Here is a 12,248-nt window from a genome sequence, read left to right as displayed (position 1 = left end):
TAAGAACCCTCACAGGAAACTGTTGAGGGTTTCTTTGTTTATTCTAAGTTTACCGAAAGTCGCTGCCATATTATTCTTGTTGAAATTTTAACCTCAGAAAATCAGCCTTAATGCGTATATTTGATCTCATAACCAAGTATAATGAATATTAACACAGGATCGCGTACAGAAGTATTAATGCATATCGAAAAGTATATGCTTGAAAGGATGCATGAATACTTAAAACCCATCGATACAAACTGGCAACCGTCTGATTTTTTACCTGACTCAACAAGGGATAGTTTTTATTCAGAAATAAAAGATCTTAAAGATAATGCTAAAGCATTATCGTATGATCTGGTAGCTGTTTTAATAGGCGATACGATTACCGAAGAAGCTCTTCCTACCTATGAATCATGGTTAACTATGGTTGACGGTATCTCACGGGATGAACAGAATGGCTGGATGAAATGGGTTAGAATGTGGACTGCTGAAGAAAACCGTCACGGAGATCTTTTAAATAAATATTTGTATCTGTCCGGACGTGTTGATATGCGCCAGATGGAGATATCTACACAATATTTGATTGCAGATGGTTTTGATATCGGTACCGGGCATGATCCATATCGCAACTTTATTTATACCAGTTTTCAGGAATTGGCTACTAATATCTCTCATAGAAGAGTTGCTTCACTGGCGAAATCATCCGGTGATGCCCTCTTATCGAAAATGTGCGGCGTGATTGCATCTGATGAAGCCAGACATGCTAAGGCATACAAAGATTTCATGGCTCGCATTTTTGAAGTTGATCAAAGCGAGGCTATGATCGCCTTTGAGGATATGATGCGCAATAAAATTGTGATGCCTGCTCATTTCCTTCGTGAGGTTGGCTTGCAAATGGGCCAAACTTTTGGTCATTTTACGGATGCAGCTCAACGTCTGGGTGTTTATACTGCAGTTGACTATGTACAGATCATGAAGCAATTGATTGAAGACTGGCAAATTGAGAAATTAAGAGATCTTAATGAAGCCGGTGAAAAGGCCCGTGATTATGTAATGAATCTGCCTGATCGTTTGATACGAGTGGCCGAAAGGATGAAAAATCCTTCTCTGGAGTATAAATTCAGCTGGATAGCAGGATAATTTTAACAAAATATAAAAGCAAAAAAGGAGCCCTCGATTTAATCCGGGGCTCCTTTTTTATTAGTCTCTGATCAGATATTTAATTACTTCTTCTTCACTAACTGCATTTTCTCAGGATTCCATAAGATAGCCGTATCATTGTTATAACTGTCATTACATAACAATGCCGGAGCTGCAGCACGATATCCGAAAATAGCATCTTCTGCAACTTTACCATTGTTTTTAATTGCATTAAAGAAATTTGCAAAATGATCGTATGGGCCACCCATATATCCTTTTTCTGCTGCAAAAGTATACTCTTCCTGTGGAAGAATTCTTTTCCTGTCTGTTAATGGTGTTCCGGCTTGTTTCATTTTTTCAATAAAGAATGGGTCATCGGAAGAGAAATTCTTATTTCTTCTCAGTGTAACACTGTCCCAGCCAATATCCATTGCACCTTCACTTCCTACCAGTTTTAATATGGTATTTCCACTTGTTCCATCAGCAAAATTACACCTTAGCGAAAGGTTGAAGGCCGGATGTGCCTGAATCTGTTCAGGGTAATCAAATATGCCTAAAAGTACATCAGGTACTTCACGTCCGTCTTTCCAGTATCTTAAGCCACCTGAAGAGTAGATTTTATTCGGGCCGAAAGAATCTGTAATAAAATGCAGACTTGAGAAGAGATGAACAAACAGGTCTCCCGACATTCCGGTACCGTAATCACGGTAGTTTCTCCATCTGAAGAAACGGGTTGCATCAAAAGAGCGTTTTGTCGTGTTGCTCAGGAATGTATCCCAGTCAACTGTTGCAGGAGATGCATCAGCCGGAATCGGATACTGCCAGGCCCCTCCCGGTGAGTGCCTTGCCCAGAATCCTTCAGCAAAATTTAGCTGGCCAATTGCCCCATCTTTCAATAATTCTTTTGCCTTCTCATTTCCCAGAGATGAAACTCCCTGACTTCCAACCTGAAATATTTTTCCGGTTTCTTTTTGGGCTTTGATTACCGCAGGGCCTTCTCCGATAGAGTGTACCATTGGCTTTTCACAATAAACATGTTTGCCCGCTCTCATCGCATCAATTGATATCTGCTGGTGCCAGTGGTCAGGAGTAGCAACGATAACTGCATCAATATCTGTACGATTTAGCAGTTCTTTGTATGATCTGGTTGTAAAAATATCCTGTCCCCACCTTTTTTTTGCATCAGCCAACCTGCCGTCATACAGATCACAAACTGCAACCAGTTTTATTCCGGGTACTTTTAATGCAGTATTGGTATCTCCGGTACCCATTGATCCGGCGCCGATAAGTGCAATGTTGATTTGGTCATTGATTGACAGAGCCTCTCTTCTAAGAAACTCAAATGGTGTCTGTTGTGTTGTTTCAGTGGCTGAGGCAATAACATTTGATCCGACAGCTACTGCTGCTGTGGATGCAGCAAGTTTTTTAATGAAACCCCTTCTTGATGATTCCGGATTATTTTTCATTTAATGAATTGATTTTTATTTGATAAAGTCCGGCGGAATTAAGGTAAACCGCCGGACTGATATTAGATTTGAGGAAGAATTCATGCCTGAAGTTAGCTCAGATATGAATTAAACGTGAAAGAAGAAATTATTCAATCTCCTTTATGCGGATATTTTTCCATCTCACTTTGATACCCCCGCCTGAGTGAATCTGCAGGGCAATAAAGCCATTTCCGGCACCTATTTTTGCATCTTTCAGGTGTGAAATCTGTTTTCCGTTCAACCAGGTAGTGATCTCGTCATTATTAAGTTCGATCTTACCTTTGTTCCAGCCATCCGGACTCAATCCTGATTCTTCTTCAGCACTTGGTTTGGTCAGCCAGCCTCTTCCGTAGGATTCATAAATCCCGCCTGTTCCGTTTCCCGGAGGAGCTACTTCTACCTGCCATCCGCTGATCTTGGTTCCGTCAATTGAAGACCGTACAAATACTCCACTGTTGCCGTTTGCTTCAAGTTTGAAATCGTACTCAAGAATGAAGTTTTTATAACTTTTGTCTGTCGATAAATAACCATATTCTTTTTTAGGACCGCTCTCACAGATCAGATTTCCTTTTTCTACGTACCATTTTTCAGTACCGTGGATATTCCAGCCTGTAAGATCCTTGCCGTTAAAAAGCTTTTTAGTTTTTTGTGCCTGAGCAGCTCCTGTAATTAATACAAAAGAGAAAATAAATAATAAATACTTCATGGTTTTATATGATTAAGAAATAAATATAGTTTTTAAAATACGTTTTCAAAACCTGTGTTGCAGAATTTATACTTTCACATAGATTCTCTTTTTATCCATCCATAATCCAACAAGCCAGCACATCAGCATAAATGAGAGTGCAAATAATAAGGATCCAACCGGTCCGGGAGCTATTGATTGAAAAAATCCCTTGCTGATTGCTGCTTTTAAACTCAGATCTTCTCCAACCTGTACAAGATTGAATACCCGGCTGCTTAGCTCAGCAAGGAGATAAATGAATAAGGGGTTCTTTCCGAAAACGGTAAAGAAATAGGTCCAGTTCCATTTGTTCCACATTTTAATTTCAATTACAAAAAGAAGTGCAGCTATCATTGCCAGACTTAATCCGCTGGTCAGTAAAATAAAGGGGCCGGTCCATAATTTTTTGTTGATCGGGAAAACACTGTCCCAGCATATGGCAATAAAAATGAGAATTGCAGCACTTAAAAGTAATTTGGCAATGGTTTCATAGTTTTTGCCATTTTCACGAATGAACTTTCCTGCAAAATAGCCGATAATGACCAGTACAATGGCAGGCATTGTACTCAGTAACCCCTGTGCTTCAAAGGGAACACCTTCACCTTTTGACAAGTGATTTTCTCCGATCAGGAATTTATCGAGATAATGACCAGCATTTCCAAGCATACTGAAGGGATCAGCGGGATCACCAAACAGGAGAAGAATTAGCCAGTAGCCTAAAAGATAGATGATGCTTAGTATGATGACTTTTTTCTCCGAGAGGTAATGGATCATCAGTGCAGCAAAGAAATAGCATAGTGCAATTCTTTGCAGAACACCGAAAATGCGTGTTTCACTAATTGGTTTCAGGATTAGATTTCCTGCCTCGTCACTTTTAAAATAAGGAAACCAATACAGCAGGTATCCAAGTACAAATATCCAGGCACTTCGTTTGAGAATTTTTAAAAATACATCACTTTCATTATCCATTTTGCTTTTAGTAAAGCTCATGGCATTGCCAACGGCAAACAAAAAAGCAGGGAATACAAGGTCTGTAGCTGTAAATCCGTGCCAGGCAGCATGCAGCAGCGGGGCAAATGGTGTTGCACCCCCGCCGGGAGTATTGACAATAATCATGAAGCATATTGTCATGCCTCTGAAAACATCGAGAGAAAGGAAACGTTCAGATGAACCGGCCATATTGAAATACTGTTTATTGCTAAATGAATTTACAATTTACAGTATTTGTCATAGATATTTTGACTCAATGCAAATTTATGATCTACATATTCCTCCGGTACTGTCCCCCAACCTCATATAAAGCATGAGATATTTGTCCGAGGGTACATGTTTTGGCAACTTGCATCAAACTTTCAAAAATATTCTCTCCGGCAACAGCTTTTTGCTGCAATTCCTTTAAAAGAATTGCCGATTCACTCTCATTTCTATGCTTGTGAGCAATTAAAGCCGAAATCTGGAATTGTTTTTCTTCCTCTGTTGCCCGTATAACCTCTGAAGGAATAATAGTTGGTGATCCATTCTTATTCAGGAAAGTATTCACCCCTACAATCGGATAAGTCCCTTCATGCTTCAGGGTTTCATAATACAGCGATTCTTCCTGGATCCGGCTTCGCTGGTACATGGTCTCCATTGCACCTAAAACACCACCTCTGTCATTGATGCGTTTGAATTCTTCGAGTACAGCCTCCTCAACCAGATCAGTTAATTCTTCAATAATGAATGCTCCCTGCAGCGGATTTTCATTTTTTGCCAGTCCGAGTTCCCGATTAATGATCAGCTGAATCGCCATCGCTCTGCGTACTGATTCTTCAGTAGGGGTAGTAATGGCCTCATCATAAGCATTGGTATGCAAAGAGTTGCAATTATCATAGATCGCGTAAAGCGCCTGCAGAGTAGTTCTGATATCATTAAAGTCTATTTCCTGTGCATGCAGTGATCTTCCTGATGTCTGAATATGATATTTTAACTTCTGGGAACGGTCGTTTCCATTGTATTTATGTTTGATCGCTTTTGCCCATATTCTTCGGGCTACCCGGCCAATTACAGAGTACTCCGGATCAATTCCGTTAGAGAAAAAGAAAGAGAGATTAGGTGCAAACTCATCAATATGCATTCCTCTGCTCAGGTAATATTCAACAAAAGTGAACCCATTGCTAAGGGTGAAAGCCAGTTGCGAAATTGGATTTGCTCCGGCTTCTGCGATATGATATCCTGAAATAGATACTGAATAAAAGTTTCTTACCTGATTATCGATAAAGTATTTCTGGATATCCCCCATCATTCTCAAGGCGAATTCAGTAGAGAATATACAGGTATTCTGAGCCTGATCTTCCTTCAGAATATCAGCCTGAACAGTTCCCCTTACACTGGAAATGGCTTTTGCTTTCAGCTTTTCATAAACATCCTCAGGCAATACCTGATCTCCCGTAAGCCCCAGAAGCATTAAACCAAGTCCGGTATTTCCTTCAGGAAGATTGCCCTGATATTTGGGCCTTGGCATACTCTTGGCTTTAAACAACTTTTCAATTTTCGCATTTATTTCTGCTTCCAGGCCATTTTCAATGATGTATTTTTCGCACTGCTGATCAATTGCGGTATTCATGAAAAAAGCCAGCAACATTGGCGCAGGACCATTGATCGTCATTGAAACTGACGTTGAAGGATGACATAAATCAAAACCGCTGTAGAGTTTTTTTGCGTCATCCAATGTTGCAATGCTTACACCTGAATTGCCGATCTTGCCATAAATATCCGGTCTGAAATCAGGATCCTCTCCATAAAGTGTTACAGAATCAAAAGCGGTTGATAATCGATGTGCAGGTTGCCCCAGTGAAACGTAATGGAAGCGTTTGTTTGTTCTTTCCGGACCACCCTCACCGGCAAACATCCTGGTAGGATCTTCACCTTCACGCTTCAAGGGGAATACACCGGAAGCATAAGGAAATTCACCCGGAACATTTTCAGTTAAAAGCCATCGTAAAATATCTCCCCAGGCCTCATAGCGGGGTAAGGATATCTTGGGAATTCGTAGTTTAGATAATGACTCAGTATAAAGCGATTGCCTGATCTCCCTGTTGCGAACAGTGTAAATAAACTCATCTGCCTTATACTTTTTCAGTGTTTCAGGCCATTCCTCCAGTAGTCTTTTGCACTGGCGGTCAAGCTTATCTTCCAGATGCTTGTAAATATCTTTCAGTGTTTTTATTGATTCATCAGATTGATAGTTGTGATCGGCATAAAGGTCTATTGTGCCTTTTACCTGGAACATTTGCTGCGCCGTTTTACATTGCTGATTAATCCATTCGTTATATGTTGAGCTTGCTTCTGCAATTTCGGCCAGATACCTGGTGCGGTCGGGCGGAATAATGAAGTTTTTTTCAGATGATTGCGAAATCAGTTCCATTTTTGCATGAAAATCAGTTCCGGTTTTCTTTAATATAAGCTTCATTAGCTCAGCAAATAGCTGATTCATTCCGGGATCATTGAACTGGGACGCCATGGTCCCGATTACCGGCAGATCTTCGTCTTTGCTGTCAAATAACTGATGATTTCTTTTGAATTGCTTGCGTACATCTCTTATCGCATCAAGAGCTCCTCTTTTGTCGAATTTGTTGATTGCTACCAGATCTGCAAAATCAAGCATGTCAATTTTTTCAAGCTGGGTAGCTGCTCCGAATTCCGGTGTCATTACATATAAGGCTACGTCACAATGTTCGGTAATCTCGGTATCTGATTGCCCGATACCTGAAGTTTCTACAATGATCAGATCGTATCCGGCAGCTTTACAAATATCAATCGATTCCTGAACATATTTTGATAGAGCCAGGTTTGCCTGTCTGGTTGCCAGCGAGCGCATATAAACCCTGGAGTTGTTGATTGAATTCATCCTGATCCTGTCGCCCAGAAGTGCGCCGCCGCTTTTACGCTTTGAAGGATCAACAGAAATTATAGCGATGCTTTTATCGGTTTCTATCAGGAATCTGCGAACCAGTTCGTCTATTAGTGATGATTTTCCTGCTCCGCCTGTCCCGGTAATCCCCAGAACCGGAATTATTTTACCTTCGGTTAGTTTTCTTAATTCTGTCAGAAAATTTTCAATCAGCTCAGGATGATTTTCAGCCATGGTAATTGCCGAAGCAATAGCATTGTTTTCTTTTTTTTTGATTCCCTCCAGTTCTCCGTTCAATGTGTTTCTGGTCTGAAAATCACATTCTTTTAGCATGTCATTGATCATGCCCTGCAGACCCATTTTACGGCCATCGTCAGGAGAATAGATTTGTGTAATGCCGTATTCTTTTAATTCGCGGATCTCATCAGGTAAAATAACACCCCCTCCGCCGGCAAATATTTTGATATGCCCTGCTCCGGCTTCCCGAAGCAGATCATGCATATATTTAAAATATTCAATATGACCTCCCTGATATGACGTCATCGCTATTCCCTGAACATCTTCCTGAATTGCACAATTCACTACCTCCTGCACAGATCGGTTATGACCCAGATGAATTACTTCAGCCCCCGAGGATTGAAGAATTCTTCTCATGATATTTATTGTAGCATCATGCCCGTCGAAAAGAGCGGCAGCGGTAACAAAACGGATCTTGTTTATGGGTTTATAGACTTCGGTCATTTTCTTCCTGATATAGGAGCAAAGGTAAGAATAATTGCGGTTTTGAACCCTTTTGCAGGATCAGGCGGGATGGTCAAGCCTGTTTTTCAGGAAAGCCTTTGTTCACCTTCCTGAAAAACAAAAATAAGGATTAACCCTTTTTAGGACTGTGCTTACTTGGCATTTTAGGAGCCTTGGTTTTACCCTGAACCATTGAGTTTTCATTTCCTTTGTTTACAGTTGCCTGTTTGTTGTCAGTATGGTATGACATCTGTCCGCCGCTGTTGGAGATACCCCTTGATTTCAGGGCTTCCTTTCCTGCTTTGATCGATTGATTGCCTTTTGAGTTGCCCTGCTGATTTTCATTCGATTTGTTTTTTATCGGTGTTTTCATATTACCCTCCTGTTTTTATTAGGTTAGTGCATGCATTTGCATTGCTTCATACATACAAGATACGAATAAGTATTCTGGTAAAAAATGACTTTGCTTATAACCAGTTTTTCTTTTTGAAAAAAATTAAGGTGATAACCGATGAGAGGACCATCAGGACAATAGCGAACAGATATCCGTAATCCCAGCCCAGTTCCGGAATGATCCGAAAGTTCATTCCATAAATACTGGCTATAAGTGTAGGTGGCATGAAAGCTACTGTTGCAACGGTGAAAATTTTAATGATCCTGTTCTGTTCGATGTTCACCAAACCCATAAATGTATCCTGCAGGTATTCCAATCGTTCAAAAGCAAACTTATTGTGTTCAATCAGCGAACCGATATCCTTGATCATGATACGAAGTACATTCATATACTCTTCGGGAAAAAGACTGCTTTTCATTAAGGATGAAACAAGCCTTTGCTTATCGATGATGTTCTCACGCATCAGGATGTTGTGATTCTGGAAAGAGGCGATCTTCAGGAGGATTTCTTCGTCGGATCTGGTTCTGTTCAGAGTTAGTTTTTTATTCAGATCGGCAATATCTTTAGCCAGTGCCTCTATAATATCAGCATCCTGCTCAATTCCGGTTTCCAGAAGCGTCAGCAGAATCTGGTATCCGTTTGTAAATGAACCGGGATTGGATTTAATCTTTTTAACTGATTCGCCAAAAGCTTTCAAATCGTCATCCCGATAGGTGAAGAGTATTCCTTTTTCCAGAATGATGGAAACAGGACAGTAATCAAAGTCGTTTTGTTTGAGTGAAAGAAAATTGGAGTTGATGATCAGTTCATCATCCAGCTCATAAAAACGGGATGAACTCTCAATTTCAGTGGACTCCTCTACCGATGAGTATTTAATGTCGAAATAAGTTTCGATGGTTACTTTCTCTTCAACTGTTGAATTCTGAAGGTCTACCCATACCATGTCGCCCAAAGGTATTGTTCTGAGCAAACTGATGTCGCTTTCTTTTGCCAGGCGTTTTTCTTTTTTGTAGTATATACGGAGCATAAGCTGTATTTAAGGGTAAGCTTGAATTGTGTATCTTTGCAAAAATAAAGTTTTGGGAACACCTTTAGATTACGGACATAAGAATTATAATCATTATGGCGCATACCTTAAAAATAAGTATGATGGCCAGCGTGTATACAAGATTATAGCTGATGCCGGATTTACCTGTCCGAACCGGGATGGGAGTAAAGGTTATGGTGGCTGTACCTATTGTAATGTAGATTCATTCACTCCCGAACTTTCAAGAAAATTACCTACTATCCGCGAGCAGATTGAGCAGGGGATGGAAAGGGCCTTCAAAAATTACAGAGCAGAAAAGTTTATCATCTATTTTCAGCCCAATACCAATACGTATGCTCCGGCGCATTACCTCAAAATGCTTTATGACGAGGCTCTGAGTATTAATACTGATAGTATTGTTGGATTGTCCGTTGGAACCCGCCCTGATTGTATTGATTTTGAGAAACTGGCATTGCTGGAAAGTTATGCCGATAGATTTGATGTTGACCTGGAGATGGGGATGGAGTCGATCTATGATGATACCCTCCTGAAGATCAACAGAGGGTGTACCCACCAGGAATTTCTGAATGCGATTCAATTAGCAGAAAACACAAAAGTTGATATCTGTGTTCATACCATTTTTGGCTTCCCCTGGGAAACACATGAAATGATGCTTCGTTATGCTGATGAAATTAACAGATTCCCTCAAATCAAATTTGTTAAGCTGCATCATCTTCATATAGTAAAAGGCTCTATCATGGGCTCAAGATATGCCCGCGATCCTTTTAAAGTATTTACAATTGATGAATACACTGACTTTATAGCTGAGTTCATTCCTTTATTGAGACCCGATATTGTACTTCAAAGGCTATTTGGTTTAGCTGATTTCGATTTGCTGATCGCTCCGAACTGGGGAATGAAGAAATCTCAGATCCAAAGTTATATCGATAAGCGTCTTGAAGCCAAAGGAATTGTACAGGGAAGTGCCTATAAGCCTGCCCCTCTTTTAGTCGTTTGATCCCAATACGCGATCATCGTATTTTCCTTCTCTTATTATTCTTCTTCCTGATCGATTTGTTTTCGAATTTTCAATTGAATTGATCTTTTTCAGCTCATTTTCTCAAAATATTTTGAATTTTCAATTATAAATTCAAAATATGGGCTATAAATTCACAATTTTTCATGTTGCAATTTATAATATTCAAAATTTAATCTCTTTTTTAAGAATTTTCATTTATTAAAATATATTTTTGATTGTAAAATCATTAAAAATTCAATTTTTTTATAAAAAGTATTAAAATAATGATGATTTTATTCAAAATGATTGTACATTTGTATCAAATAATTAAAATTTTGTTCTGTTATTAATAAATTTTATCATGAAAGTCGGATTAAAGCAAGTTTTGCCATTTTTAATCTTAGCTATTATAGCTATAGCAGCAGTTTTTATTCCTTCTCTTCCGGATTATTCAGATACCGGCAAGTATAACGGTGCTGATATCGCCTGGTTACTGGTTGCTACGGCTCTGGTTTTCCTGATGACACCGGGTTTAGCATTTTTTTATGGTGGAATGGTTCATCGTAAAAATGTGATTTCAACTATGATTAAAAGTGTTGTCGCTGCCGGGGTTGTAAGCATAATTTGGGTTACTGTTGGTTTCAGTCTTTCTTTTGGAGAGAGTATCGGTGGTATAATCGGGAATCCATCCACATTCTTGTTTTTTCAGGGGGTGAATTCAGGTGAGCCATGGAGTTTAGCACCAACTATACCCTTAACATTGTTTGCACTATTTCAATTGATGTTCGCAATCATCACTCCCGGCTTGGTAGTTGGAGCTGTTGCAGAACGTATTCGTTTTACATCTTATATTTTATTTATCTGTCTGTTCAGTTTGCTGGTATATGCTCCAATAGCGCATTGGGTTTGGCATCCGGATGGATTTCTATTTCAAATGGGTGGGCTTGATTTTGCCGGAGGTGCTGTTGTTCACATTTCTGCGGGAATGGCGGCATTAGCTGGTGCGATGGTCTTGAAGCGCAGACAGGCACATATTAACGGACAAGAAGTTCCGCCTGCGAATATTCCTTATGTTTTGATAGGAACAGGTTTATTGTGGTTCGGATGGTTTGGCTTTAATGCTGGATCTGCATTGGGAGCTAATGCTTTGGCTGTTTCGGCTTTTGCAACTACCAATATTTCAGGAGCCGCCGGAGGATTATCCTGGATGTTCTTTGATGTGGTGAGAGGTAAAAAGCCTTCAGTGTTGGGTTTCTGTATAGGTGCTGTTGTCGGACTTGCGGCAGTAACCCCCGGTGCCGGTTTCGTAGGTATTCCTCAAAGTATTTTTATTGGATTTGTTTCAGCAATCATATCAAATCTGGCTGTTTACTGGAAATCAAAAACTACTCTGGATGATACATTGGATGTATTTCCTTGTCATGGGGTGGGCGGTATAGTAGGTTTATTATTAACAGGCTTATTGGCTACAAAAACGGTTAACCCTGCAGGTGCTGACGGGTGGTTCTATGGAAATCATGAATTTTTCTTTACTCAGCTTAAATTAGTTGCAATCACGGTAACATACAGTTTTGTTGTTTCTTACGGGATCTTCAAATTTATTAACCTGTTACAGCCAATGCGTGTTAGTTCTGAAGAAGAGGAAGAAGGGCTTGATTCAACACAGCACAATGAAAAATACACTCAGGGTACACTGCTGGTTAGTAGTCATGGATTTATCTATGAAAAGGAGGTAGAGGATGACATGGACGACGAAATGGAGAATGTGAGGCAAATCGTTACCGAACATTCTAAACAAAAATCATCATAAATAACCAATTATGAACAGTTAAGTGAGCCATTGCCT

General features: G+C 39.9%; 9 protein-coding genes. 3 read left to right on the top strand and 6 right to left on the bottom strand.

What is annotated here, in order from left to right; all coding sequences use genetic code 11:
• Positions 1–141 precede the first annotated feature (141 nt).
• On the top strand, positions 142–1,122 hold the full coding sequence (locus tag P2W72_RS11425; RefSeq protein WP_276362439.1) for an acyl-ACP desaturase: 981 nt from the start codon (positions 142–144) through the stop codon (positions 1,120–1,122).
• A gap of 83 nt (positions 1,123–1,205) precedes the next feature.
• Here the strand turns inward: P2W72_RS11425 and P2W72_RS11420 are convergent, their stop codons facing one another.
• From P2W72_RS11420 to corA, 6 genes are all read right to left on the bottom strand, one after another.
• Positions 1,206–2,588, bottom strand: coding sequence for a Gfo/Idh/MocA family oxidoreductase (locus P2W72_RS11420; RefSeq protein WP_276362436.1), 1,383 nt, complete (start codon positions 2,586–2,588; stop codon positions 1,206–1,208).
• A 127-nt stretch (positions 2,589–2,715) separates the two neighbouring features.
• The gene (locus P2W72_RS11415) at positions 2,716–3,315 is read right to left on the bottom strand and encodes a DUF1080 domain-containing protein (protein WP_276362433.1); all 600 of its coding nucleotides are present in this window, start codon (positions 3,313–3,315) and stop codon (positions 2,716–2,718) included.
• 66 nt (positions 3,316–3,381) lie between these two features.
• Positions 3,382–4,512 carry a heparan-alpha-glucosaminide N-acetyltransferase domain-containing protein gene (locus P2W72_RS11410; protein WP_276362430.1) on the bottom strand — a complete coding sequence of 377 codons (1,131 nt, stop codon included), beginning with the start codon at positions 4,510–4,512 and terminating at the stop codon, positions 3,382–3,384.
• Positions 4,513–4,594: 82 nt separating this feature from the next.
• Complete coding sequence (locus tag P2W72_RS11405) at positions 4,595–7,963, bottom strand: methylmalonyl-CoA mutase family protein (RefSeq protein ID WP_276362427.1); 3,369 nt, start codon at positions 7,961–7,963, stop codon at positions 4,595–4,597.
• A 130-nt stretch (positions 7,964–8,093) separates the two neighbouring features.
• On the bottom strand, positions 8,094–8,336 hold the full coding sequence (locus tag P2W72_RS11400) for a hypothetical protein (protein ID WP_276362425.1): 243 nt from the start codon (positions 8,334–8,336) through the stop codon (positions 8,094–8,096).
• Positions 8,337–8,430: 94 nt separating this feature from the next.
• A complete protein-coding gene (gene corA / locus P2W72_RS11395) occupies positions 8,431–9,384 on the bottom strand; it encodes a magnesium/cobalt transporter CorA (protein WP_276362424.1) in 954 nt (317 codons plus the stop codon).
• 52 nt (positions 9,385–9,436) lie between these two features.
• On the opposite strand from corA, the gene P2W72_RS11390 reads away from it, so the two are divergent.
• Both P2W72_RS11390 and P2W72_RS11385 read left to right on the top strand, forming a co-directional pair.
• The gene (locus tag P2W72_RS11390) at positions 9,437–10,402 is read left to right on the top strand and encodes a TIGR01212 family radical SAM protein (RefSeq protein ID WP_276362423.1); all 966 of its coding nucleotides are present in this window, start codon (positions 9,437–9,439) and stop codon (positions 10,400–10,402) included.
• 358 nt (positions 10,403–10,760) lie between these two features.
• A complete protein-coding gene (locus tag P2W72_RS11385; RefSeq protein WP_276362442.1) occupies positions 10,761–12,212 on the top strand; it encodes an ammonium transporter in 1,452 nt (483 codons plus the stop codon).
• The last annotated feature ends 36 nt before the right edge of the window (positions 12,213–12,248 follow it).

The sequence above is a fragment of the Daejeonella sp. H1SJ63 genome (assembly GCF_029360775.1).
Classification (GTDB): Bacteria; Bacteroidota; Bacteroidia; order Sphingobacteriales; family Sphingobacteriaceae; genus Daejeonella.
The sequence above is the reverse complement of the archived record's forward strand: the minus strand, read 5'-3'. Positions and strand labels throughout refer to the sequence as shown.

Bases quoted from the DNA above. Each gene is read 5' to 3' on its own strand.
- P2W72_RS11425 (WP_276362439.1), top strand. From the start codon at position 142: ATGAATATTAACACAGGATCGCGTACAGAAGTATTAATGCATATCGAA.
- P2W72_RS11420 (WP_276362436.1), bottom strand. From the start codon at position 2,588: ATGAAAAATAATCCGGAATCATCAAGAAGGGGTTTCATTAAAAAACTT.
- P2W72_RS11415 (WP_276362433.1), bottom strand. From the start codon at position 3,315: ATGAAGTATTTATTATTTATTTTCTCTTTTGTATTAATTACAGGAGCT.
- P2W72_RS11410 (WP_276362430.1), bottom strand. From the start codon at position 4,512: ATGGCCGGTTCATCTGAACGTTTCCTTTCTCTCGATGTTTTCAGAGGC.
- P2W72_RS11405 (WP_276362427.1), bottom strand. From the start codon at position 7,963: ATGACCGAAGTCTATAAACCCATAAACAAGATCCGTTTTGTTACCGCT.
- P2W72_RS11400 (WP_276362425.1), bottom strand. From the start codon at position 8,336: ATGAAAACACCGATAAAAAACAAATCGAATGAAAATCAGCAGGGCAAC.
- corA (WP_276362424.1), bottom strand. From the start codon at position 9,384: ATGCTCCGTATATACTACAAAAAAGAAAAACGCCTGGCAAAAGAAAGC.